General features: G+C 70.1%; 23 protein-coding genes and 1 other RNA gene. 14 read left to right on the top strand and 10 right to left on the bottom strand.

Annotated elements, in window-relative coordinates; translation table 11 throughout:
• Positions 1–29: 29 nt before the first annotated feature.
• Entirely contained in the window at positions 30–1109 is a 1080-nt protein-coding gene (gene rutA / locus BLR02_RS16465; protein WP_090663954.1) for a pyrimidine utilization protein A, read from the top strand.
• 38 nt (positions 1110–1147) lie between these two features.
• On the opposite strand, the gene BLR02_RS16470 is transcribed toward rutA, so the two are convergent.
• From BLR02_RS16470 to hflK, 3 genes are all read right to left on the bottom strand, one after another.
• Entirely contained in the window at positions 1148–2683 is a 1536-nt protein-coding gene (locus BLR02_RS16470; RefSeq protein ID WP_456303798.1) for a DegQ family serine endoprotease, read from the bottom strand.
• Between the two features lie 192 nt (positions 2684–2875).
• Complete coding sequence (gene hflC / locus BLR02_RS16475) at positions 2876–3760, bottom strand: protease modulator HflC (RefSeq protein ID WP_090561242.1); 885 nt, start codon at positions 3758–3760, stop codon at positions 2876–2878.
• Positions 3757–4776 (bottom strand): FtsH protease activity modulator HflK, encoded by a 1020-nt coding sequence (hflK, locus tag BLR02_RS16480; protein WP_342670582.1) that lies wholly within the window; start codon positions 4774–4776, stop codon positions 3757–3759. Before hflK ends, hflC begins: the two co-directional genes overlap by 4 nt.
• Before the next feature lie 366 nt (positions 4777–5142).
• Here hflK and BLR02_RS16485 point away from each other — a divergent pair, with 366 nt between their 5' ends.
• Positions 5143–6270 (top strand): Mrp/NBP35 family ATP-binding protein, encoded by a 1128-nt coding sequence (locus BLR02_RS16485; RefSeq protein ID WP_090561240.1) that lies wholly within the window; start codon positions 5143–5145, stop codon positions 6268–6270.
• A gap of 48 nt (positions 6271–6318) precedes the next feature.
• Here BLR02_RS16485 and BLR02_RS16490 read toward each other — a convergent pair whose 3' ends face one another.
• The 3 genes from BLR02_RS16490 to thyX are packed head-to-tail and all read right to left on the bottom strand — an operon-like array spanning position 6319 to position 8457.
• Positions 6319–7203: a PfkB family carbohydrate kinase gene (locus BLR02_RS16490; RefSeq protein WP_090663955.1), complete on the bottom strand. Its 885-nt coding sequence runs from the start codon at positions 7201–7203 to the stop codon at positions 6319–6321.
• A complete protein-coding gene (locus BLR02_RS16495; RefSeq protein ID WP_090561238.1) occupies positions 7200–7475 on the bottom strand; it encodes a hypothetical protein in 276 nt (91 codons plus the stop codon). Before BLR02_RS16495 ends, BLR02_RS16490 begins: the two co-directional genes overlap by 4 nt.
• 40 nt (positions 7476–7515) lie before the next feature.
• Positions 7516–8457, bottom strand: coding sequence for an FAD-dependent thymidylate synthase (gene thyX / locus BLR02_RS16500; protein ID WP_090663956.1), 942 nt, complete (start codon positions 8455–8457; stop codon positions 7516–7518).
• Positions 8458–8584: 127 nt separating this feature from the next.
• On the opposite strand from thyX, the gene ssrA reads away from it, so the two are divergent.
• The 9 genes from ssrA (at position 8585) to BLR02_RS16545 (ending at position 15037) form a co-directional block, all read left to right on the top strand.
• Positions 8585–8884: a transfer-messenger RNA gene (ssrA, locus tag BLR02_RS16505) on the top strand.
• Positions 8885–8976: 92 nt separating this feature from the next.
• Entirely contained in the window at positions 8977–9462 is a 486-nt protein-coding gene (locus BLR02_RS16510) for an SspB family protein (protein ID WP_090663957.1), read from the top strand.
• Positions 9463–9648: 186 nt separating this feature from the next.
• Entirely contained in the window at positions 9649–11250 is a 1602-nt protein-coding gene (locus BLR02_RS16515) for a fumarate hydratase (RefSeq protein ID WP_090664060.1), read from the top strand.
• A 97-nt stretch (positions 11251–11347) separates the two neighbouring features.
• Positions 11348–11599, top strand: a complete 252-nt coding sequence (locus tag BLR02_RS16520; RefSeq protein WP_090561235.1) for a DUF1272 domain-containing protein — start codon at positions 11348–11350, stop codon at positions 11597–11599.
• Between the two features lie 4 nt (positions 11600–11603).
• A complete protein-coding gene (locus BLR02_RS16525) occupies positions 11604–11999 on the top strand; it encodes a RidA family protein (protein ID WP_090561234.1) in 396 nt (131 codons plus the stop codon).
• Positions 11999–12397: a VOC family protein gene (locus BLR02_RS16530; RefSeq protein WP_090663958.1), complete on the top strand. Its 399-nt coding sequence runs from the start codon at positions 11999–12001 to the stop codon at positions 12395–12397. Before BLR02_RS16525 ends, BLR02_RS16530 begins: the two co-directional genes overlap by 1 nt.
• A gap of 98 nt (positions 12398–12495) precedes the next feature.
• A complete protein-coding gene (locus BLR02_RS16535) occupies positions 12496–13284 on the top strand; it encodes a hypothetical protein (protein WP_090561232.1) in 789 nt (262 codons plus the stop codon).
• A gap of 135 nt (positions 13285–13419) precedes the next feature.
• Complete coding sequence (locus BLR02_RS16540) at positions 13420–14826, top strand: class II fumarate hydratase (protein ID WP_090663959.1); 1407 nt, start codon at positions 13420–13422, stop codon at positions 14824–14826.
• Complete coding sequence (locus tag BLR02_RS16545) at positions 14819–15037, top strand: ribbon-helix-helix domain-containing protein (protein ID WP_090663960.1); 219 nt, start codon at positions 14819–14821, stop codon at positions 15035–15037. Before BLR02_RS16540 ends, BLR02_RS16545 begins: the two co-directional genes overlap by 8 nt.
• 62 nt (positions 15038–15099) lie before the next feature.
• Here the strand turns inward: BLR02_RS16545 and BLR02_RS16550 are convergent, their stop codons facing one another.
• The 4 genes from BLR02_RS16550 to BLR02_RS16565 all read right to left on the bottom strand — a co-directional run bounded on the left by BLR02_RS16550 (position 15100) and on the right by BLR02_RS16565 (position 21620).
• Positions 15100–15402: a hypothetical protein gene (locus tag BLR02_RS16550; protein WP_176849625.1), complete on the bottom strand. Its 303-nt coding sequence runs from the start codon at positions 15400–15402 to the stop codon at positions 15100–15102.
• A 70-nt stretch (positions 15403–15472) separates the two neighbouring features.
• Positions 15473–16627 (bottom strand): acyl-CoA dehydrogenase family protein, encoded by a 1155-nt coding sequence (locus BLR02_RS16555; RefSeq protein ID WP_090663962.1) that lies wholly within the window; start codon positions 16625–16627, stop codon positions 15473–15475.
• Positions 16628–16714: 87 nt separating this feature from the next.
• Complete coding sequence (locus BLR02_RS16560; protein ID WP_090663963.1) at positions 16715–20146, bottom strand: indolepyruvate ferredoxin oxidoreductase family protein; 3432 nt, start codon at positions 20144–20146, stop codon at positions 16715–16717.
• A gap of 151 nt (positions 20147–20297) precedes the next feature.
• On the bottom strand, positions 20298–21620 hold the full coding sequence (locus BLR02_RS16565; RefSeq protein WP_090664061.1) for an NtaA/DmoA family FMN-dependent monooxygenase: 1323 nt from the start codon (positions 21618–21620) through the stop codon (positions 20298–20300).
• Between the two features lie 22 nt (positions 21621–21642).
• Here BLR02_RS16565 and BLR02_RS16570 point away from each other — a divergent pair, with 22 nt between their 5' ends.
• The 3 genes from BLR02_RS16570 to BLR02_RS16580 all read left to right on the top strand — a co-directional run bounded on the left by BLR02_RS16570 (position 21643) and on the right by BLR02_RS16580 (position 23728).
• On the top strand, positions 21643–22095 hold the full coding sequence (locus BLR02_RS16570; RefSeq protein ID WP_090561226.1) for an Lrp/AsnC family transcriptional regulator: 453 nt from the start codon (positions 21643–21645) through the stop codon (positions 22093–22095).
• A 64-nt stretch (positions 22096–22159) separates the two neighbouring features.
• Positions 22160–23125: a Bug family tripartite tricarboxylate transporter substrate binding protein gene (locus BLR02_RS16575; RefSeq protein WP_090663964.1), complete on the top strand. Its 966-nt coding sequence runs from the start codon at positions 22160–22162 to the stop codon at positions 23123–23125.
• Between the two features lie 87 nt (positions 23126–23212).
• Complete coding sequence (locus tag BLR02_RS16580) at positions 23213–23728, top strand: prolyl-tRNA synthetase associated domain-containing protein (RefSeq protein ID WP_090663965.1); 516 nt, start codon at positions 23213–23215, stop codon at positions 23726–23728.
• The last annotated feature ends 73 nt before the right edge of the window (positions 23729–23801 follow it).

Raw genomic sequence — 23801 nt, forward strand, 5'->3', positions numbered from 1 at the left:
TCCCGCCGGGCATCAGCGGGAGAGGCAGGATGGATATCGGGGTCTTCATTCCGATCGGCAATAATGGCTGGCTGATCTCCACCACCTCGCCGCAATACATGCCGAGCTTCGACCTCAACCGCGAGGTGGTGCAGCGGGCCGAGCGCCATGGCTTCGACTTCGCCCTTTCCATGATCAAGCTGCGGGGCTTCGGCGGCCCCAGCGAGTTCTGGGACCACAACCTCGAAAGCTTCACCCTGATGGCGGGGCTCGCGGCCGTCACCAGCCGCATCCGCCTCTATGCCTCGGTCGCGGTGCTGACCATCCCACCCGCGATCGTGGCGCGGATGGCCGCCACCATCGACGACATCTCGCGCGGCCGCTTCGGGGTGAACATCGTCTCCGGCTGGCAGCAGGCCGAATACAGCCAGATGGGCCTCTGGCCCGGCGAGGCGCATTTCGCCCGGCGCTACGAGTATTGCGCCGAATATGTGCAGATCCTGCGCGAGCTCTGGGCCACCGGCCGGTCCGATCTCAAGGGGCGCTTCTTCCAGATGGAGGATTGCCGCGTCAGCCCCCGGCCCAAGGGCGAGGTGAAGATCGTCTGCGCCGGCCAGAGCCCGACCGGCATCCGCTTCGCGGCCCAATACGGGGACTATAATTTCTGCGCCGGCGCCGGGGTGAACGACCCGATGCAGACCGCACCCAACATCGCCCGCCTGGTCGAGGCGACGAGGGAGACGGGCCGCGCGGTCGGCGCCTATGTCCTCTACATGGTCATCGCCGCCGGGACGGATGCCGAGGCCGAGGCGCGCTGGGAGCATTACCGCGACGGGGTCGACCTCGAGGCCGTGGCTTGGCTCACCGAACAGGCCGGGGCCGATACGGCGGCGGACGACTCCTCGACCGCCCGCTGGATGGCGCGGGCGAAGTCGGCCGTGAATTTCAACATGGGGCTGATGGTCGGCTCCTACGCCACCGTCGCCCGGCTGCTGGACGAGGCGGCCGCGGTGCCGGGGACCAGCGGCATCATGCTGGTCTTCGACGACTTCCTGCGAGGCATGGATGAGTTCGGCGAGCGCATCCAGCCGCTGATGCGCTGCCGGGCGGGGCGGGTAGCCGCCGCCTGACAGGCATGACGGGGGCCGGTCACCCGGCCCCCTCCGGATCAGCCCGGGCTGCCGCGCTCGCCGCGCAGCCGCAGCGGGACGAAGCGCTGGCCCTGCGCCGTTTCGATCAGCAGCAGCGCGCTTGGCCGGTTCTGCCGGCGGAGCTGCTCCAGCTTCGCCTGGATTTCCTGCGGCGTCGTCACCCGCTCCTGCTGGACTTCGACGATGACATCGCCGGGACGCAGCTCCCGCTCGGCAGCCGGGCTGTCGGGCGAGACCTCCATGATGACCACGCCGCGCTGGTCCGGCTTCAGGCTGAACCGCTCCCGCGTCTCCGGCGAGATCGGCGCCACGCGAAGGCCGAGGCCGCTCAACTCAGTCGGCCGGCTGGCCGAGGGGGCCGAGGTCGCTGCCGCCTGCTGCGGCTCGGCCGGCAGCTCGCCGACGGTCACGTTGACGGTCTGCTCGCGGCCATCGCGCCAGACCACCACCGGCACCGGCCGCCCGACCGGCGTCTCCGCCACGACACGCGGCAGGGTGCGCATCTCGCGCACCTCCTGCCCGTTGAAGCGGAGGATCACGTCGCCGTTCTTGATGCCGGCCTGGGCCGCCGGACCGTCCTCCTGCGCCCGCGCCACCAGCGCGCCGCGGCCGCCGCCCGAGAGGCCGAGGCTCTCGGCGATCTCGTCCGTCACCTGCTGGATGTTCACGCCGAGCCAGCCGCGCCGCACCTTGCCGCCATCGCGGAGCTGGGCGGTGATGTTGCGCGCGAGGTTAGAAGGGATGGAGAAGCCGATGCCAATGGAGCCGCCGGAGGGCGAGTAGATCGCGGTATTGATGCCGACGACCTTGCCTTCGAGATTGAACAACGGCCCGCCGGAATTGCCCCGGTTGATGGCCGCGTCGGTCTGGATGAAGTCGTCATACATGCCCTGGCGGATGTCCCGCCCGCGGGCCGAGACGATGCCGGCGGTGACGGTGCCGCCGAGGCCGAAGGGGTTGCCGATGGCCAGCACCCAGTCGCCCACCTGGGCGGTGTCGCTGTCGCCGAACTGCACCGCCGAGAGCGGCTTGTCGGTCTTGATCCGCAGCACCGCGAGGTCGGTGCGCGGGTCGGTCCCCAACAGCTCCGCCCGGATGGTGGTGTTGTCCTGCAGGATGACGTTGATCTCGTCGGCGCCGTCGATGACGTGGTTGTTCGTCACCACGATGCCGCTGGTGTCGATGACGAAGCCCGAGCCGAGCGACTGAGCGCGGCGCGGCCGCTGCTGCTCGGGGCCTTGGCCCGGCTGGCCAGGCTGCCCCGGCCGGTTGCGGTTGAAGAAGTCGCGGAAGAACTCCTCGAAGGGGCTGCCGGGCGGGGCCTGCGGCATGTCCGGCGCATCCGGCCGGTTGGCCCGGGCCTGGGCGTTCTGAGTGGTCGAGATGTTCACCACCGCAGGCAGCAGCTGGCGGGCCAGCGGCGCGAAGGAGGGCGGCGCATCCCGCATCGGCACCGCTGGCGGCGCGTTGTTGGGCGCCGCGGCGGCCGGTGGGGCCGGCAGTGGCGTGACCGGCGCAGGCGCGGTCGGCGCGGGCTGGCCCTGGGCCAGCATGGGTAGGCCGGCGATCAGCATGGCGAGGACGGGATAGGCTGGACGCATCGGGGACACCTCGATTGCGAAGGGGGAGCGGCGCGGGTTCAACGCAACTCCCGCCGGAAGGGCTGAAGCTCAGGCTAGGATAGTTGGGGGCTGGCGCCTATTGCGCCAGCCGGCAAGGGCGCGGCCCGTCACCACGCCCCTGCCTCATGGCGCCCGGCCCTGGCCGGGCGCCGGGATGCTGCGGAAGTACTTGAAGAAGTCGCTGTCCGGGCTCAGCAGCAGGCGCGTCTCGCCATCGGAGAAGGCTTCCCGCATCGCCTGCATTGTCCGCCAGAACTGGAAGAACTCCGGGTCCTGCTGGAAGGCCTCGGCGAAAATGCGGATGGCGGTCTGCTCGCCCTGGCCGCGCAGGATCTCGGATTGCGACTGCGCCTCGGCGATCAGCACGGTGCGGTCGCGCTCGGCTGCGGCGCGGATGCGCTGGGCCTGCTCGGCACCCTCGGCCCGCTGTTCCCGGGCAACGCGTTCGCGCTCCGATTGCATGCGGGAGAGGATGGCCTGGGTGTTCTCCTCCGGCAGGTCGGCGCGGCGGATGCGCACATCCGTCACCTCGATGCCGAAGCTGCGCGCCTCCGCGTTCACCCGCAGGCGGATGTCGCCCATGATCCGCGCGCGGTCGGCCGAGAGCACCGCCAGCAACGTCTCGCTGCCAAGCGTGTTCCGCAGGGTCGAGGAGACGATCGGGCCCAGCCGCAGCCGGATGCCGTTCTCGGTCGCGCCGACGGTCTGGTAGAAGCGCAGCGGGTCCGTGATCAGGTAGCGGGTGAAGGTGTCCACCACGATCCGGCGCTGGTCCCCGAGGATGACCTCCTGGCCCTGCGCGTCGAAATCGAGCAGGCGGCGGTCGAAGGGGATCACCGTCTGGATGAAGGGCACCTTCATGTTCAGCCCCGGCTCACGCACCACGCGCCGTGGCTCGCCGAACTGGGTGATCAGCACCTGCTGGGTCTGGTGCACGGTGAACAGCGAGGAGACGGCGGCGAAGAGCGCCAGCAGCACCAGGACTGCGAGGATAGCGGCGCGGTTCATCGCGTGCCTCCCTGCTGCGCGGCGCGCGGCGTGGTTGGCAGCGCCGAGGGCGCCGGCGCGGCCGGGCGATTGCCCGCACGCGGCGGTTGCTCCGAAAGATTGAGGAAGGGCACCAGCCCCTGCAGCCGGTCATCCACGATGACCTTCGGGTTGCGCCGCAGGATGTCCTCCATGGTCTCGAGATAGAGCCGGCGCATGGTAATGTCCTGTGCCTGGCGATAGGCGCCGAGCACGCTGACGAAGCGGGTCGCCTCGCCCTTGGCGCGGGCTTCCTGGCTGTCCCGGAAGCCCTGGGCTTCCTGCATCATGCGCTCCGCCTCGCCGCGGGCGCGGGGAATGATGTCGTTGCGGTAGGCCTCGGCCTCGTTGCGCTGCCTCTCCTTGTCGGCGGCGGCGCGCTGCACGTCGCGGAAGGCCTCGATGACGGCGGCCGGCGGATCCACCTTCTGCAGCTGCACCTGGGTGATCGCGACGCCGGCCTTGTACTGGTCCATGATGGCCTGGGTGCCCTGGGCCACCTGGGTCTCGATCTGGCCGCGGGCCTCGGTCAGCGCCGGCTGGATCGGGGTGCGCCCGATCACCTCCCGCATCATGCTCTCGGCGGCGGACTTGATCGTGACCTCGGGGTTGCGGGTGTTGAACAGGAATTCGGCCGCATCCCGCACGCGCCAGCGCACGACGAAATCGATGTCGATGATGTTCTCGTCGCCGGTCAGCATCAGCGACTCCTCGAGCACGTCGCGGCCGCTGACGGTGCGCGGCGCGCTCGGGTCGCCGGAGCGGAAGCCGATGAAGATGAGGTTCTCGGTGGTGACGCGCGGGGTGAGCGCGGTCTCGACCGGCCAGGGCAGGTGATAGTTCAGGCCGGGCGCGGCGTTGCGGTTATAGGCGCCGAAGCGCAGCACCACGCCCTCCTCGTCCGGCTGCACCCGATAGATGCCGCTCGCGGCCCAGATGCCGATGACGAGGAGGCCGAGGATGGCAGCGATGCGTCCGCTGCCGCCGCCTTTCGGCATCCAGAGATTGGCCCGGACCCAGTCCTGCGCACGGCGGATCAGGTCGTCGAGGTCGGGTCCCGGCCCGCCTGGGCCGCGGCCGCCCCCCGGAGGCCCGGGTGGAGGTGTCCCCCACGGCCCGCCCGGTCGGGGATTCCCCCAGGGGCTGGGTCCGCCACTGTTCAGCGCCATTGTTTGGTCCGGCCTCCACTGCCCTGTTCATTTGGCCGCCGGCAGGAGCCTTGACGCGCCTTTGGGCACGTTTGGGGCTGGATGCGCGGCGGCGCCCGGCCAATATGACACGCCCGGCCGGGCGACGGGTGCCCGCACGCTATTGAGCGCCCCAGGCGGGCGCGATATTGGCCGGAAACGGGGGATTTTCAAGCGATGGCCGAACAACTGGTCGAAACGGTGCGGGCCGCACTGCAGGCCATCCGCGATCCGGCGACCGGGCAGGACCTGGTTTCCTCCGGCATGGTGCAGGGTCTGGCAGCCCGGGACGGCCTCGTGCAATTCGCCCTGGCGGTGCCGCGCGAGCGGGCCCGGGCGATGGAGCCACTGCGCCTGGCGGCCGAGCAGGCTGCCGCCGCGGTGCCTGGGGTGCTGAGCGCGACGGCGGTGCTGACCGCCCACCGCCCCGCTCCTGCCCCCGGGCCGGCCGCAGCCCCGGCGGCGCCGGCCCGGCCCGGCCCCAAGGCGCCGGCCGGCCAGGGGCCGATGCTGCTGCCCGAGGTGAAGAAGATCATCGCCGTCGCCTCCGGCAAGGGCGGCGTCGGCAAGTCCACGACGGCGGTGAACCTCGCCGTGGCGCTGGCCGCCGAGGGGCTGCAGGTCGGGCTGCTGGATGCCGACATCTTCGGCCCGTCCCTGCCCCAGATGCTCGGCACGCGGGAGCGGCCGCGCACCGAGGGCCAGCGCATCATCCCGATCAGCCGCTGGGGGCTGAAAGCCATGTCCATCGGCTTCCTGGTCGAGGAGGAAACGGCGATGATCTGGCGCGGCCCGATGGTGATGGGCGCGCTGGAGCAGCTGATGGGCCAGGTAAACTGGGGCCCGCTCGACATCATGGTGGTCGACATGCCGCCCGGCACGGGCGACGCGCAGCTCACCATGTCGCAGCGGGTGCCGCTCGCCGGCGCCGTCATCGTCTCGACGCCGCAGGACGTCGCGCTGATCGATGCCCGCCGCGGGGTGAAGATGTTCGAAAAGGTGAATGTCCCCGTGCTCGGGGTCATCGAGAACATGTCCTACTACTGCTGCCCCAATTGCGGGCACAGGGACGAGCTCTTCGGCCATGGCGGGGCGCGGGCCGAGGCGGCGAAGATGGGCGTCGAATTCCTCGGCGAGCTGCCGCTGAAGCTCGACATCCGCCTGCTGGCCGATGCCGGCACGCCGATCGTCGCCGCCCGGCCGGAGACCGAGGAGGCGCAGACCTATCGCCGCATGGCCGCGCGGCTCTGGGGCAAGCTGAACGGGGCGGAGGCGGCGGCGGGGCCACGCATCGTCATCGAGTAGGAGCCTGATCGCCGAAGGCTGGAACGGCTAGGGGCGTGCCTCGGGGAGTCATGCTCCGAGGAGCAGAGCCTCGGTCTCGGCCGCGGCCGGCATGGCGGCGCCGGGCCGGGTGCAGGCGATGGCAGCGGCGGCCGAGGCGCGGCGCATCGCCGCCGCCATCGGCAGGCCACGATCGAGCGCGGCAGCGAATACGCCGCACCAGGCATCGCCAGCGCCGGTGGTATCGACCGGCGTCACCGGGAAGGCCGGCACTCGTACCGCTCCGGCGGCACCGGCGAATTCCGCCCCCGCCTCCCCCAGCGTCACCGCCACATCGATGCCGAGCGCCCGGTGCAGCGCCTTGGCCCCGGTGCCGCAGCCGAGCTGGCTGGCGAGCCAGGCGGCCTCGTGCTCATTGGCGATCAGCAGGCTCAACGCCCGCAACGCCGCCGCCGGCAGTGGGGCGGCGGGGGCGAGGTTCAGCACCACCCGGCCCCCGGCTGCCCTGGCACGCCCGATGAGGGCGGCATTCTCCTCGGCCGGCACCTCCATCTGCAGCAACAGGGTGGTGGCGGGCGTCAGCGCCGCCGCTTCCACCTGGGCGGCGCTGGCGAGGCGGTTGGCGCCGCTGCCGACGGCGATCTGGTTGCGCCCGGCCGGGTCGACGCAGACCGCGGCGCAGCCGGTCGGCGCCGTGACGGTGGCGAGGCGGCTGAGGTCGATGCCTGCCTCCCGCAGGCCGGAGAGTGCCACCTCCGCCATGGCATCGGCACCGACCGCACCGGCGAAGGCGACCTGCGCCCCGTCGCGTGCCGCCGCCACCGCCTGGTTGGCGCCCTTGCCGCCCGGCAGGGCCTGGTAGCCCGGTGCGAGCACGGTATGGCCCGGCACCGGCAGCTCCGGCAGGGTGAAGACGAGGTCGGCGGCGACGGAGCCGAAGACGATGAGGCTCACCGCCGCGGTGCCGTCCAGCGCCCGAGCAGGAAGCCGAACAGCATCATGCCGCCGAGCAACGCCACCACCTCGCCGAACAGCGCATGCGCCAGGGGCAGGCCGATCAGCACGGCGAAGACCAGCACGCCGACCCAGAGCCAGCGGCGCCAGCCGGCAAAGGGGGAATCCGGCGCCGCCGGCCGCGCGGCGCGGGCCGCGGGCGCCCGGCTTGCCGCCCGCCCGGCCGGGCGGGGCGCGCGGGGCTTCGAGGTGGGCCGTGCAGTGCCACTCATCCGGCCAGGAACTCCAGCAGGGTGGAAGCGCCGTCCGGGCTCATGCCACGGGACGGCCGAGCGTCTCCATCAACTCGCGCCATTCCCGCTTGGAGAGGCCGCTGCCCGGCTGCTCCACCGCCTCGCCCGCCAGCAGCCGCCGTACCACGCCGAGCATGCCGGCCGAGAACGTCGCCGCCCCCATGCGGTAATCGACGAAGGCCTCGTGGCAGGCCGGCACCCAGGCCTTCACCATCTCCAGCATGGCGTCGGCATAGACGCGGATCTCGTACTGCGCATGCGTATCCGACCGCAGCGCGAGGAAGTGGAACAGGTTGTGGAGGTTGGTCTTCCAGTACCACTGGGTATAGGTGTTGAGCGTCAGGTTCATCCGCGCCAACTCGCGCGCCAGGCCCTGCCGGCCGGGGTCGAGCGGCGTGCCGTCGGCATCCTCGTTCAGCATCCAGGCATAGTGGTCATAGGTCTGCATGGCGTCGCCACGCAGCAGGTCGAGCACCCGCGCCGCTTCCTCGCCCGCCAGCACCTCGCCACGCCCCTGGCGGTTGGCGGTGGACTGCGCGGCCAGCTGCTCCGGCGCCGGGATGTAGAACTCCCGGTCGAGGATCGAATAGCGCGCCGAATATTCGTTCACATTGGCAGTGCGGTGGCGGATCCACTGGCGCGCGATGAAGATCGGCAGCTTCACGTGGAACTTGATCTCGCACATTTCGAAGGGGGTCGAGTGGCGGTGCCGCATCAGGTAGCGGATCAGGCCCCGATCCTCGTTCGCCGCGCGGGTGCCACGGCCATAGGAGACGCGGGCGGCCTGCACCACCGCCGCGTCGTCGCCCATATAGTCGATCACCCGGACGAAGCCGTGATCCAGCACCGGGACGGCCTGGTAGAGCAGCGCCTCCAGCCCCGGCGCGACGGGGCGCCGGGTGCGCCCCTCGGCGGCGCGGGCCGCCTCGATTTCCTGTTGCTGGTCCGTGGTGAGCGGCATTGGGGTTCCCTTGATCGGCCCTGGATGTAGCGCAGCCCCGGATGCCGCGCCACGATCGCGCCGCGCCGGCGGCGGAGTGTGGCCCGGGCGCATCGCCCGGCCGCTCACTACGAGATGAGGCGTGGCGCCTCTCGAATTCCGCGCCCGGACCGCGTATCTCTATCGTGCTGCCTCGGCAGCTATGGTGATAAACACGGTCTGGAATAATCGTTGCGGACCCGGGGGCAGTGCCCGGCGCCTCCACCATCACGGGGGGGCGAAACAGGCTCGACGCGCGTGGTAAAGAGACCGCTTTTGCCCGGCATGGTTCCGCCGTCATCGGGCCGATTCTAAGTGCGAACGATAACAGCCGTGAGGCTGTCGCACTCGCTGCCTAGGAATAGGTAAGCGCGGCTCGGGGGGCGCCGGGCAACAGAAGCCCCCCACTACCCTCCTGCTCTCCACTTTCTATGTGTCGATCTTATACTCCCACTTCCGTGATTGGAAAAAATCGCATTATATAGAGGTGGAGTTCGATGCATGAGCGATTCGTCAGCCCGTCCTGAAAGCCTCCTTCCCTACGCCCAATGGACGGAGGAGGCGCTACGCGTCGTCGTGCAGGATGCGCTGGCGCATACCGCCAAGCACGGCCTGCCTGGCGAGCACCATTTCTACCTGACCTTTCGCACCGACTATCCGGGCGTCTCGATCCCGGGGCATCTCCGCGCCCGCTACCCGCAGGAGATGACGATCGTCCTGCAGCACAAATTCTGGGACCTGATGGTCGACCGCGACGCCGGCACCTTCTCGGTCGGCCTCTCCTTCGGTGGGGTCCCGGCAATGCTGACAGTGCCCTTCCGCGCGCTCACCGCCTTCGCCGACCCTTCGGTCCGCTTTGGCCTCCGGTTCCAGGCCGCCTCGACCGGGGAGGAGACGGCGCCGGAGTCCGAAATGCCGGAGGCCGCCGCCGGGCCAAGCCAGGTCGTCAGCCTCGACAGCTTCCGCCGCCGTCCGGCGCGCGACTGAGGCCGGGCGGCACGGCGGCTGGTTGGCTTGGCCCCGCCGCTGGGCTAAGCCGGGCTGAAACATGCGCCGCCGGTGCCAGAGCCGCGGCGCCCCCCCTCGCGGAGATCGCCCGTGACCCCTCCTCTCGATGTCGATGCCGGCCCGGTGGTCGTGCCCACCCGCCCCTCCGGCTTCCAGTACAGCCCGATGTTTCCCCTTGCCGAGGATGGCACGCCCTGGCGGCGCCTGCCGATCGAGGGTGTCCGCGCCGTCGAGGTCGAAGGCAAGACGGTCCTCAAGATCCCCGCCCGGGCGCTGGAGGAGCTGGCCTTCCAGGCCTGCCGCGACGTATCGCACCTGCTCCGCCCCGGCCATCTGCAGCAGCTCGCCAATATCCTGCAGGATCCGGAGGCGAGCGCGAATGACCGTTTCGTCGCGCTCGATCTGCTGAAGAACGCCAATATCGCCGCCGGCGGCGTGCTGCCGATGTGCCAGGACACCGGCACTGCAATCGTCTTCGGCAAGAAGGGCCAGCGCGTCTGGGTCGAGGGCGATGAGGAGGAGGCGCTGAGCTACGGCGTCCACCGCACCTATACCGAGACCAACCTGCGCTACTCGCAGATGGCGCCCCTCTCGATGTTCGAGGAGGTGAACACCGGCAACAACCTGCCGGTCGACTTCTCCATCATGGCGCAGCCCGGCGAACATCATGCGGACGAGTTCCACATGATGTTCGTCCTGAAGGGCGGTGGCTCGGCCAACAAGACCTTTCTCTTCCAGCAGACCCGCGCGGTGCTGAACAAGCCGAAGCTGCTCGCCTTCCTCGAGGAGAAGATCAAGACCCTCGGCACCAGCGCCTGCCCGCCCTACCACCTGGCGATCGTCATCGGCGGCACAACGGCCGAGACCACGCTGAAGACGGTGAAGCTCGCCTCCACCCGCTGGCTCGACACCCTGCCGACCGAGGGCGACAAGTCCGGCCACGCCATCCGCGACCCTGAGCTGGAGGCGGAGGTCCACAAGCTGACGCAGAATCTCGGCATCGGCGCGCAGTTCGGCGGCAAGTATTTCTGCCACGACGTGCGGGTGATCCGCCTGCCCCGGCATGGCGCCAGCCTGCCCATCGGCATCGGCGTCTCCTGCTCGGCCGACCGGCAGGTGAAGGCGAAGATCACGGCCGATGGCGTCTTCCTCGAGCAGCTCGAGCACGATCCGGCGCGTTACCTGCCGGAGGCGACGGACAGCATCCTCGGCGGCGATGTGGTCCGCATCGACCTGAACCGGCCGATGAGCGAGATCCGCGCCGAGCTCTCGAAGCATCCGGTAAAGACCCGCGTCTCGCTCACCGGCACCGTGGTCGTCGCCCGTGACATCGCCCATGCCAAGCTGCAGGAACGGCTGGACCGCGGCGAGGGCCTGCCGGACTACATCAAGAACCACCCCGTCTATTACGCCGGCCCGGCCAAGACGCCGGAGGGCTATGCGACGGGCAGCTTCGGCCCGACCACGGCCGGGCGGATGGACAGCTATGTCGCCGCCTTCCAGGCCGCCGGCGGCAGCCTCGTCATGCTGGCCAAGGGCAACCGCAGCAAGGCGGTGCTGAATGCCTGCAAGCAGTATGGCGGCTTCTATCTCGGCTCGGTCGGCGGGCCGGCGGCGCGGCTGGCGCAGGACTGCATCCGCAAGGTCGAGGTGCTGGAATACCCGGAGCTCGGCATGGAGGCGGTCTGGCGCATCGAGGTCGAGGATTTCCCCGCCTTCATCGTCGTCGACGACAAGGGCAACGACTTCTACGAAGGGCTGGAGTGATGGCACCCGTCACCCGTCGCCCTTGTTGCAGTGACTTTGCGCGTCCCGGCCTTCGGCCGGGACACGGCGGCAACGATTTCTACGAAGGGCTGGAGTGATGCTGGAGCTCCGCCCGAATTGCGAATGCTGCGGGCGGGACCTGCCGCCCGAGAGCCGGGAGGCGCTGATCTGCTCCTTCGAATGCACCTGGTGCCGGGACTGCGCCGGGAACCGGCTGCCCGGCGGCCTCTGCCCGAATTGCGGCGGTGAGCTTGTGGCGCGGCCGGTCCGGCCCGCAGACAGGCTCGCGCGCTTCCCGGCCTCCACGGCACGCAAGCGTTCCTCCCTCCCCGCCTGCGCCGGAGCCTGACCGCATGGCCCGCATCCACATCTCCTCCGGCTCCCGCTTCGAGGAGGAGATCGGCTACTCCCGCGCCGTGGTCGATGGCGACCTCGTCTGGGTCTCCGGCACCACCGGCTACGATTACGCGGCGATGACCATCGTCGACGACGTGGCCGTGCAGGCCGACCAAGCCTTCCGCAACATCGCGGCCGCCCTTGCCGAGGCCGGCGCCAGCCTCGACGACGTGGTCCGCGTGCTCTTCATCGTCCCCCGACGGGAGGATTGGGAGCCCTGCTGGCCCGTGGTGAAGCGCCATCTCGGCAAGGCCCGCCCGACCTCCACCCTGATCCATGCCGGCCTTCAGACCGATGCGATGCGCATCGAGATCGAGGTCACTGCCCGCCTGCCAGGAAAGGGATCCACCTGATGCGTTTCGCGGTCGACCGGCTGGACCACCTCGTCATCAATTGCCGCGATGTGGAGGTCATGGCCTCCTGGTACCAGCGCGTCCTCGGCATGGAGCGGGAGGATTTCGGCTCCCCGTCCCGCATCGCACTCAAATTCGGCGGGCAGAAGATCAACCTCCGCCCTGTCGAGGTCCCGCAAGAGGAATGGCTGGCCGCCGCGCATTGCGTGCCCGGCACCCAGGATCTCTGCTTCATCGTGGCCGTGGCGCCGGCGGAGATCGTCGGCCAGTTCCATGCCTGCGGCGTGACCATTGAGCTTGGCCCGGTCACCCGGACCGGGGCACTCGGCGCCATGGGCTCGGTCTATTGCCGGGATCCCGAGGGCAATCTGATCGAGGTATCGTCTTACTCCGCCTGAGACGCGGTAAAATCGATACGATTTCGACTTGTGTCGTGTAGCATGGGGCCGACGCCGCGAGGATTTTCGCCCGGCGCCGAGACACCCTGAGCGTTCGCATGCAAATCGACATCATCCCACAGGTTCCGGCCGCGATCGCGCCGGACCGTTTCCTGGCGCTGAGCCGTGAGTTACAGGCGGTATCGGATCGCCTCGGAGGTGCCGTGTTCCTGGGCCCTCAGGTCGGGCCGGTCGGCGCCATCTGCTTTTGCGGCGTGAACGAACGCTTCCGCAGCATGTCCCTCCTGCGCGACATGCCGATCCCCTGCGCCGTGGTGCAGGACCCGGTCAGGCCCTGGTTCACCGGGTCGTCCGTTTGTCCGGAATTGCCCGACCTGCTGCGCCGATTGCAGGCGCATATGCCGCAGGTGCAGCGCTGGCTGGTCTTTGGGCAGTCGAGCGGCGGCTATGCGGCCCTGCATGCCTCGCGTCTCCTGCCGGACAGCCTTGCCATCGCCTTTTCGCCCCAAACCTTCGATGACCGGGTGATGCGGGGTCGGATCGGCCACCCGCCCGGCATCCGCAAGAGCTACGTCCAGGAGCCGATTGCCGACCTGGCTGCGGTCTTTGCCGAAAGACCTTCGCAGAACCCGGCCTTCGTCATTTCCTCGATCAACGAGACGGAAAATCCGGTCGAGGACTTCGTGTGGCTGGACCATATGCACTGGGCGCGGATCGCGCATTTCCCAAGCGTCCGGATCTTCCTGCTGGAGACGCAGAATCACTCACTGCTCTACCGCAAGGGGGGGTTCTTCGCCTCGGTCCTGGCAGACCTGGTCAAACATGATAATTTTGGCATCGAATTCGCCTCGGGGTGGCTGTCAGACCGGTTGTACCGGCGGGGCTGAGGCCGTCATGGTGGAACGACTCGGCTGGCTCACGCGGATGTGGGATGCTTTGCCGCGGTTTCGGGCCTGCCGGCAGGGCTGTAGGACGTTGGCGCAGCCGTAGAGCACGCCTGCCTCTGCGAAGGAGCCGCCAGCATGGCCGATACCCGCACCGAGACCGACAGCCTCGGCACCATCGACATCCCCGCCGACCGCTACTGGGGTCCGCAGACCGAGCGCGCGCGTCGCCTGTTCCGCATCGGGACGGAGCATTTCACCCCGGCGCTGATCCGCGCCGTCGGCCTGCATAAGTCGGCCTGTGCCGAGGCGAATGAGCGCCTGGGCGAACTGCCACCCGACCTTGCCGGCCCGATCAGGCAGGCGGCGCAGGAGATCATCGACGGCCAGCGCGATGCCGACTTTCCCTTGCCCATCTGGCAGACGGGGTCGGGCACGCAGACCAACATGAATGCCAATGAGGTCATCTCGAACCGCGCCAACGAGATGCTCGGCCAGCCGCTCGGCAGCCGGAAGCCGGTTCATCCGAATGACCACGTCAACCGCGGCCAGTCCTCGAACGACAACTTCCCGACTATGATGCATATCGCGGCGGCGGAGACGGTTGAGGGGCGGCTGATGCCGGCGCTCGGCCGGCTGCATGCGGCGCTCGGCCAGCGCGCGGCGGAATGGGCCGACATCATCAAGGTCGGCCGCACCCATATGATGGATGCGGTGCCGGTGACGCTCGGCCAGGAATTCGGCGCCTGGGCCCGCCAGGTGGAGCTGGGGCAGGAGCGCCTGCGCGCCACCCTGCCGCGCCTGCTGATGCTGCCCCAGGGCGGCACCGCGGTCGGCACCGGCCTCAACCGGCACCGCGACTTCGACCGCGTCTTCTGCGAGATCGTCGCCGAGCGCACCGGCCTCGCCTTCGTCCCCAACCCCAACAAGTTCGAGGGCATGGGCGCGCATGATGCCCTCGTGGAGTTGCAGGGGGCGATGAACGTCATCGCCGTCTCGCTCAACAAGCTCGGCAACGACATCCGCCTGCTCGGCAGCGGCCCGCGCTCCGGCCTGTCGGAGCTGGTGGTGCCGGCGGATGGCCTCTCCTCCTCGATCATGCCGGGCAAGACCAACCCGACCCAGGCGGAGGCGCTGACGATGGTCTGCGCCCAGGTGATGGGCAACACCACCACGGTCACCATGGCCGGGGCGCAGAGCTTCCTCGAGCTCAACGTCTTCAAGCCGGTGATCATCCATTGCGTGCTGCAATCGGCGACGCTGCTGGCCGATGCCGCCGAGAGCTTCGCCGAGCACATGGTCCTGAAGCTGGAGCCGGCGCGGGAGCGGATCGCCGAGAACCTGGCCAAGTCGCTGATGCTGGTGACGGCGCTGAACCCGCGGATCGGCTACGACAAGGCGGTCGCCATCGGCAAGCTGGCTCTGCGCGAGAACCTGACGCTGAAGGACGCCGCGCAGAAGCTCGGCCATGTCAGTCCGGAGGACTTCGACCGCTGGGTCCGGCCGGAGGACATGGTCACCCCCGGCGCGACGCTGGATGGGTGACAGCCATCTGCGCAAGCGCAGCTTCCAGCTCGCCGGCCACCGCACCTCGGTGGCCCTCGAGCCGGAATTCTGGGCGGTGCTGGAGGCCACGGCCAGCCGCCGTGGCCGCAGCCTGGCCGGGCTGGTGACGGAGATCGACACCGCCCGCGCCGGGACGGACCGGCCGCTTGCCAGCGCGCTCCGGGTCTTCGCGCTGGCGGAGAAGGATTAGAGCGGCGGTTCCCGCTCGGCGAGCGCCTCCGGTCCTGTGGCTTTATCGAACCGGGGAGTGCTCTAACGCGTCCGCGCCGGCGCCGAGACGCCGCCACCATGCCCGCCACCGCCGCCGAGCGTCGCCGCCAGCACCCCGGCAGCGATGGCGAGCGGCAGGCTAACGAGAAGAGAGGTGGCGCTGCTCTCCGGCGGACGGGTTGCCGTCAGCATGCGGTCGCTGACCACGCGGCGTGGCCGCTGGACCGGCAATGCGGGCGCTGGTTGGGCGGCACCCCGCGCCGGGACGACGACGCTGGCCTCCGCCGGCACCACAACCGCGCGCTGCTGCGCCACGGCCGGCCCGGCGAATCCCAGCCCCAGCATCGACCACATGAGGATCGGGCGAGTTTTCATTGCTGATTTGTATCTAAAAGCCGCGCCTGCCGGCAAGCACCTATCGCCGCCCAAGCATCGAACGGGCAATGATCAGCCGCATCACCTCGTTCGTCCCCTCGAGGATGCGATGGACGCGGAGGTCACGGACGATCTTCTCGATCCCGTATTCCGCCAGATAGCCATAGCCGCCGAGCAGCTGCAGCGCGTCATCCGCCACCTTGTGGCAGGTATCGGTGACGAAGCGCTTGGCCATGGCGCAGAAGGCCGAGGCGTCCGGTGCCTTGGCATCCAGCTTGGCACAGGCCCGCCAGAGCAGGGTGCGGCTGGCTTCCAGCTCCGTTCGCATATCGGCCAGACGGAACTGGGTATTCTGGAAATCGGCGATCGCCTTGCCGAAGGCCTGGCGCTCCTGGACATAGGCCAGGGCCTTGTCGAGCGCCGCTTGCGCCCCGCCCAGCGAGCAGGCGGCGATGTTCAGCCGCCCGCCATCCAGCCCTGCCATGGCAAAGCGGAAGCCCTGCCCTTCCTCGCCCAACAGCGCCGAGACCGGCACTCGCGCCCCATCGAAGATCAGCTGGCGGGTGGGCTGGGCATTCCAGCCCATCTTCTTCTCGTTGGCGCCGAAGGAGAGGCCGGGCGTGTCCTTCGGGATCAGCAGGGCGGAGACGCCGCCCGGCCCCTCGCCGCCGGTTCGCACCATGGTCAGATACAGGTCGGAGGCCCCGGCGCCGGAGATGAACTGCTTGCTGCCGTCGAGGATGTAGTGGTCGCCCTCGCGCCGTGCCCGCGTCCTGAGCGCGGCGGCGTCGGAGCCGGAGCCCGGCTCGGTCAGCGCATAGCTGGCGACCAGGCGCATCGGGATCAGCTCCGGCAGCCAGCGCTCCCGCTGGGCATCGTTGCCGAACCGGTCGATCATCCAGGCAACCATGTTGTGGATGGAAAGATAGGCCGAGACGGTCGGGCAGCCCATCGACAGCGCCTCGAACACCACCGCCGCGTCGAGCCGCGTCAGCCCCGCCCCGCCGCTCTCCTCCCGCACATAGAGCGCCGCCATGCCGAGGCTGGCGGCGGCGCGCATCTCCTCCACCGGGAAATGCCGCGCCTGGTCCCATTCCAGGGCGCGCGGGGCGAGGGTGTCCATGGCGAAGCCGAGCGCCGTCTCGCGCAGTTCCTGCGTCGCCTCCGGCAACTCGAAGGCCTGGTCGAGCGGCATGGGTTCCTCCAAAGCGTTCAGTACCAGTCTGGGAGAGATTGCCATGCCGCCCACCCGCCTGGGGAGGCGGCATGGCAACCCAGGCCCCTACTCCGCCGCCATCGCCACCGCTGGCTGCGTCACCGCAGCCTCCAGCTCCGCCATCCGCGCCCGCGTCGCCGCAACATTGCGGGCCTTGATATGGCCATAGCCCTTGATGCCCGCCGCCGCCTCGGCCCAGGCGCAGATGCGCGCATGGGTCTCGGGCGAGAGCAGCGCCAGCAGCCGCTCCACGCCAGCGCGGTACTCGCCGGGCAGGGCGCGCTCCATCCGGCGCTCCTCGGTGCGGCCGAACGGGTCGAGCGGGGTGCCGCGCAGCAGCTTGCCGTGGCGCAGCAGGCGCATGGCCGAGAGCATCCAGGGGCCGAAGGCCATCTTGCGCGGCTGGCCGGTCACCGGGTCGGTCTTGGCGAGGATCGGCGGCGCGAGGTTGAGCTCGATCCGCTGCGTGCCGGTGAAGTGGCTGGCGAGCTGCGCCTGCCATTCCGGCAGGTGGTGCAGCCGGGCGACCTCGTACTCGTCCTTGTAGGCCATCAGCCGGTAGAGCTGGGTGGCGACGGCCCGCGTCAGCCGCTCCTCGCCCGGCACTGCGCGCGCCTCGGCGGCACGGACCTTGGCGACGAAATCGGCGTAGCCGCGGGCATAGCCGGCGCTCTGATAGGCGGTGAGCTCGGCCACGCGCCGGGCCACGAGAGCGTCCAGCGTCTCGTCCTCCGGCATCACCGGGGCGGGCGGCGCCAGCGCCGCGGCCCGGCCGAGGGCGAAGGCGGCCTTGTTGCGCTCGATCTGCGCCCCGTTCAGCTCCAGCGCCCGGTTGATCGCCTCGGCCGAGAGCGGCACCAGGCCGCGCTGGAAGGCAATGCCGAGCAGCCAGACATTGAGGTAGATGAGGTCGCCGAAGGCTTCCTCCACCACCTGCACGCCAGGGACGGTGACCACCTCTCGGCAGGCCTTCCGCACGCTCTCGAGCATGGCGGGCCGGTCATAGCGGGTGGAGGTGTCGAGCACGAATTGCGCGGTCGGCTGCAGGTCGGCGTTCAGCACGGCCACCGTGCGGTCTGCGCCCAGCAGCGGCCGCGCCGTCCGCCCCTGTGCCACCACCATGTCGGCCGAGAGCAGCAGGTCCGCCTGGCCCATGCCGATGCGTGGCGCCTCGATGCTCTCCGGCGGCGCACCGGCCCGGCCGATGCGGAGCTGGGCGAAGACGCCGCCGCCCTTCTGGGCGAGGCCCAGCATCTCGACCGAGCGCACCGGCCGGCCTTCCAGATGGCCCGCCATGCCGAGGATGGCCGAGAGAGCCGTCACGCCCTGCCCGCCGACACCGGCCAGCAGGATGTTCCAGGCCGGCTCGCCCTCGCGCGGCTCGGCCGCCACCGGCTCCGGCGGCTCCTCGCCCAGCGTCGGTACCGGCCTCTTCACCGGCTCGGCGCCGACCAGGGTGACGAAGGAGGGGCAGAAGCCCTCGACGCAGGAGAGATCCTGGTTGCAGGCGCTCTGGTCGATCTGCCGCTTGCGGCCGAATTCGGTCTCGATCGGCTCCACCGCAAGGCAGTTGGAGGTGCGGGAGCAGTCGCCGCAATCCTCGCAGACGCGCGGGTTTATCGCCACGCGCTTCAGCGCCACGGCCTGGGTGCCGCGCTTGCGCTTGCGGCGGCGCTCCGTCGCGCATTGCTGGTCGTAGATGAGGACGGAGACGCCCGGCACCTCGCGCAGCTCCCGCTGCACCACATCCAGCTCGCTCCGATGGCGGTAGGTGATGCCCCGCGGCATCCGCGCATCGCCCTGGTGCCGCTCCGGATCGTCGGAGACGAGGACGATCTTCTGCACGCCCTCGGCCGCCATCTGCGCCGCGATCTCCGGCACGCCGAGCTCGCCTTCCGGCGTCTGCCCGCCGGTCATGGCGACGGCGCTGTTCACCAGGATCTTGTAGGTGATGTTCGCCCCCGCCGCGATCGACTGGCGGATGGCAAGGCTGCCGGAATGGGCATAGGTGCCGTCGCCGAGATTGGCGAACATGTGTTTCTCGGTGACGAAGGGCGCCATGCCGAGCCAGGGCATGCCTTCGCCACCCATATGGGTCAGCAGGTCCGTATTGCGGTCCATGTAGATGGCCAGCGTGTGGCAGCCGATGCCAGCCATGGCGTGGCTGCCCTCCGGCACCCGCGTCGAGGTGTTGTGCGGGCAGCCCGGGCAGAAATGCGGTGTGCGGTCATGCACCGGCGGCAGGGCGAGGTTGGCCAGCCCATCCAGCTCGGCGATCCGCGCCTTGAGTTGCTCGGTGCGGAGGGCCTCCGGCAGCCTTGCATGCAGCGCCCGCAGCACGGCGCCGGTATCGAGCTCCGTCAGGTCGGAGAGCAGGCGCCGTCCCTGCTCGTCGGTCTTGCCGACGATCCGCGGCCTGCGGGGCTCATGATAGAGCGCGTCGCGGAGCTGCGGCTCGAGCACCGGGCGACGGTCCTCGACCACCAGCACCTCCTCGAGGCCCCGGGCGAATTCCCGGGCGGCGATGCCATCCAGCGGCCAGGCCAGCCCGACCTTCCAGATGCGCAGCCCCGCCATCCGCGCCAGCTCATCGGTGATGCCGGCATCGCGCAGTGCCTGGCGCAGGGTCGCATAACCCTTGCCGCGGGCGGCGATGCCGAAGCGGGCCTGCGGGCTGTCCAGCACGATGGGGTTCAGCCCGTTCATCCGGGCGAAGGCCAGCGCCGCCGGCAGCTTCACCTGCCGCAGCCGCTGCTCCTGCGGGATGGCATGGTCGCGGAGGCGGATATGCACGCCGTCCGGCGGGAAGGTGAAATCGGGCGTGACGCTGGAATAGGCCGCCGGATCGACCAGCACGGAGGCGGAGCCATCCATCGTCTCGGCAACGCATTTCATGCCGACCCAGAGGCCGGCGAAGCGCGACATGTCGATGGCCCTCAGGCCGAAATCCAGGATCTCATGCACGCCGGCCGGGTCGAGCACCGGCATCTCGACATCCATGAAGCTGATCTCGCAGCCCGAGGTGATGGTCGAGGACTTGCAGGAGGGGTCGTCGCCGGCCAGCGCCAGCACGCCGCCCCGCGGCGCGGTGCCGGCGCTGTTGGCATGCCGCAGCACGTCGCCCGAGCGGTCCACGCCCGGGCCCTTGCCGTACCAGATGCCGAAGACCCCATCGACCGTCTGGTTGCCGTAGAGCGCCACCTGCTGGCTGCCCCAGACGGCGGTCGCCGCCAGATCCTCGTTCAGCCCGGGGCGGACGACGATATTGGCTTCGGCCAGCCGCTTGGCCTGCTTCATCAGCTGCAGGTCGTAGGTGCCGAGGGGGGAGCCGCGATAGCCGCTGATATAGCCGCCGGTATTCCACCCCAGTGCCCGGTCCAGCTGGTGGCGCATCAGCGGCAGCCGGACCAGCGCCTGGATGCCGGTCAGCAGCAGGGTCTCGCCTGATTTGTCCCAGCGGTCGTCGAGCGTCGCTTCGGGGCGTTGAATGCTGCCCATGGTCCGTCTCCCGCTTCGTTGCCCTGGAATGTCGGGCGGTCCCGGCCCCGGGGCAATCCCCCGGGCGCGACCTTTCAGCATGGAAGGATGAACCGCTCCCGCCGGGGTTTCTTTCCGTTTTTCATGCTGCACCGCCGAACAGGCGGCAGGATCATCTGCGATGCGCGGCAGCGGGATGCGGGGCGGCCAGCCGGGGCCCGGCGCCGAACAGCCGCTCCCGGTAGGTTCCCTCGCCATGGCCGCGCTTATAGGCGCCGCGCTCCTGCAGGGCCGGGACCAGGAGGTCCACCACCGCCTCGATCCCCTCGGGCATCACGGTGCGGGCGAGGTTGAAGCCATCCACATCCGCCGCCTCCGCGAAGCCGATCAGCGCCTCGGCCACCTCCGCCGCGCTGCCGACGATCGGGCGCTGCCGGCTGCCGAGGACGAACTGGTCGACCAGCTGCCGCTTGGTCCAGCCGGGGCCGAAGACCCGGCGCATGGCCTCGACATTGGAGCTGATGGCGTCCGTCGCGGCCACCTCGATCGGCTCATCCATCCCGAAGCGATCGAAATCGATGCCGAGCGAGGCCGCGGCATGGGCCAGCGCCCCCTCGACGCTGGCATGGCGGCGGTACTCGGCAAGCAGATCCTCCGCCTCCGCCCGGGTCCGCCCGACGATCAGCGTGGCGCCGGCGAAGATGCGGATCGGCCGCGGCGCCGCCCGGGCCCGGAGGTCGGCGGTGAGCCGGGCGATATCCGCCGGCCGGCCGTAATTCACGAAGACGCACTCGGCATGCCGCGCCGCAAAGGCCCGGCCCCGGTCGGACGCCCCCGCCTGGTAGAGCACGGGCGTCCGCTGCGGCGAAGGCTCGACGAGGAAGGGCCCGCCGCCCGCCACGTCCCGCACCCGCGCCGGATCGGCATAGAGGCCTGCTGCCCGGTCCCGCAGCACCGCATCATCCGCCCAGGAGCCCTCCCACAAGGCATAGACGCGGTCCATGAAAGCCTCGGCCGCCGCGTAGCGGTCGTCATGCGCCATCTGCTTCGGCAGGCCCATGGCCCGCGCCGCGCTGTCGAGATAGCCGGTGACGATGTTCCAGCCGATCCGCCCACGGGTCAGGTGATCGAGCGTCGCCATCCGCCGGGCGAAGAGCGGCGGCGCCTCATAGGTCAGGTTGCAGGTAACGCCGAAGCCGAGATGCCGGGTCACGGCCGCCATGGCCGGCACCAGCAGCAGCGGGTCGAGCAGCGGGATCTGCACCGCGTTGCGGATGGCGGCATCCGGCCTGCCGCCGAGCACGTCGTAGACGCCGACCACATCGGCGAGGAACAACCCGTCGAAGAGCCCCCGCTCCAGCGTCCGGGCCAGGTCCATCCAATAATCGAGGCTGGCATACTCCACCGACCGGTCGCGGGGGTGGGTCCACATCCCCTGCTGGATGTGGCCGATGCAGGCCATGTCGAAGGCGTTGAGGCGGATTTCACGCGGCATGGCTGCCGGCTTAGCATGCCGCATGGACGCCATCGACCGCCGCATCCTCCGTGCCCTCCACCGCAACGCCCGGCTCACCAATGCCGAGCTGGCGGAGGAGGTCGGCCTGTCCCCCTCGCCGTGCTGGACGCGGGTGAAGCGGCTGGAACAGGCCGGCGTCATCAAGGGCTATGTCGCGATCCTCGACCAGGCGGCGCTCGGCCTGCCGGACACGGTCATCATCGAGGTGATGATGGAGCGGCACGACGAGGAGAGCCTGCGCCGCTTCGAACAGGCGGTGACCGAGATGCCGGAGGTGGTGGAGGCCTGGCTCGTCACCGGGGAATACGACTACGTTATCAAGGCGACCGTCGGCGGCACCGCGGGCTATGAGCGCCTGCTGCGGGAGAAGCTCTACCGCCTGCCCGGCATCCGCCATACCCGCAGCAGCTTCACCCTCCGCAACCTGAAGCAGGTCTGGACCCCCACGCCCTGACGCGCGAATTGGGCGCCGTGCGCAACGGTGCTAGCCTCCCGGCCAACATGCCCGGGGAATCGCCATGCCTGCTCGCCGCCACCTGTTGCTCGCCATGCCCGCCCTGCTGGCGGCGCCCGCCATCGCCCAGACGGCCTTCGACCACACCATCCGCGTCATCGTCCCCTTCGCCCCGGGCGGCACCAGCGACATCCTCGCCCGCATCCTGGCGCCGGAGCTGACGAAGCAGCTCGGCCAGTCGGTGGTGGTGGAGAACCGCCCCGGCGCCGCCGGCAATCTCGGCGCCGATGCAGTGGCGAAGGCGGCGCCGGACGGCCACACCATCCTCCTGATCGATGCCGGCATCCTTGCCACCGCCCCCAGCCTGTTCAGCCGCCTGCCCTTCGATGTCCGGCGGGACCTCGCGCCGGCCACCATGCTCATCTACGCCCCCTATATCCTCGCCGTGCATCCGAGCCTGCCGGCCAGGAATGCCGCCGAGCTGGTCGCCTATGCCAAGGCCAATCCCGGCCGGGTGAACGTGGCCCATTCCGGCATCGGCGCGGCGAACCACCTGACGGCGCTGATGCTGGCGCAGCAATGGGGAACGGAGCCTGTCTTCGTTCCCTATCGGGGCGGGGCGGCGGCGCTCTCGGCGGCGGCAAGCGGCGAGGCGAACCTCATCATCAACGGCGCCACCGCCACCCAGCCCTTCGTGCAGAATGGCACGCTGCGCGGCATCGCCGTCTCCGGCGCGCACCGGCTGGCGGCCTTCCCGGACTTGCCGACCTTCCGCGAGCTGGGATGGCCCGCCACCGACAGCGGCACCTGGCAGGGCGTGCTGCTGCCGGGCGCGACGCCGGCACCGATGATCGCCCGCTGGGACGAGGTGCTGCGGGCGGTGCTGGCCCAGCCCGAGGTCACCCGCCGCATCGCCGATCTGGGCGGCGAGGTGCGGGCCGAGGGCCCCGCCGCCTTCCGCGGCTGGCTGGAGAGCGAGACCGAAAGCTGGGGCCGCATCATCCGCGCCAACAACGTGAAGCTGGATTGAGCATGTGCTCTGGGGGTTGCCCTGGGGCCCGGCTTTCGGCACAGCCTCCCCGGCCCAGCCGCAACCGGACCTGACAGGCCCCCCTGGATGCCCGAAATTCCTGAATCCCTGCTGGCGCGCCTCGCCGCGCTCGGCATCGAGACCACCACCACCGACCACGCCCCGGTCTTCACCGTGGCGGAGAGCCAGGCCTTGCGCGGCAGCCTGCCCGGCGGCCACAGCAAGAACCTCTTCCTCCGCCCGGCCAAATCCGGCCCTGGCCCGCATCTGCTGGCGGTGCTGGAGGAGGACCGCAAGATATCGGTCAATGCGCTCGCCCGCGCCGCGGGCGCCGGCCGTGTCGAGATGGCCCCGACCGAGGATCTCCGGCGGCTGCTCGGCGTCGAGCCCGGCTCGGTGACACCCTTCGGCATGGTCAATGCCCCGCCCGGCGCGGTACGGATCGTGCTGGATGCCGGGCTGCTCCGTGACCACCCTTGGGTGCATTTCCACCCGCTGGTGAACAGCAAGACCACGGCGATCCGCCCGGCCGACCTGCTGCGCTTCCTTGAAAGCCTTGGCCACCGGCCGGAGCTGCTGGAACTGCCCGCGCCAGGCGCGTGATTATTGAAACCCGCCCCGAACGGGTACCATCTGCGCTCCGCCCATTGCCGTCGCGCCGGACCGGCGCATCTAT

Origin of the sequence: Belnapia rosea, assembly GCF_900101615.1 — a bacterium.
In the GTDB taxonomy this organism is placed as follows: domain Bacteria; phylum Pseudomonadota; class Alphaproteobacteria; order Acetobacterales; family Acetobacteraceae; genus Belnapia; species Belnapia rosea.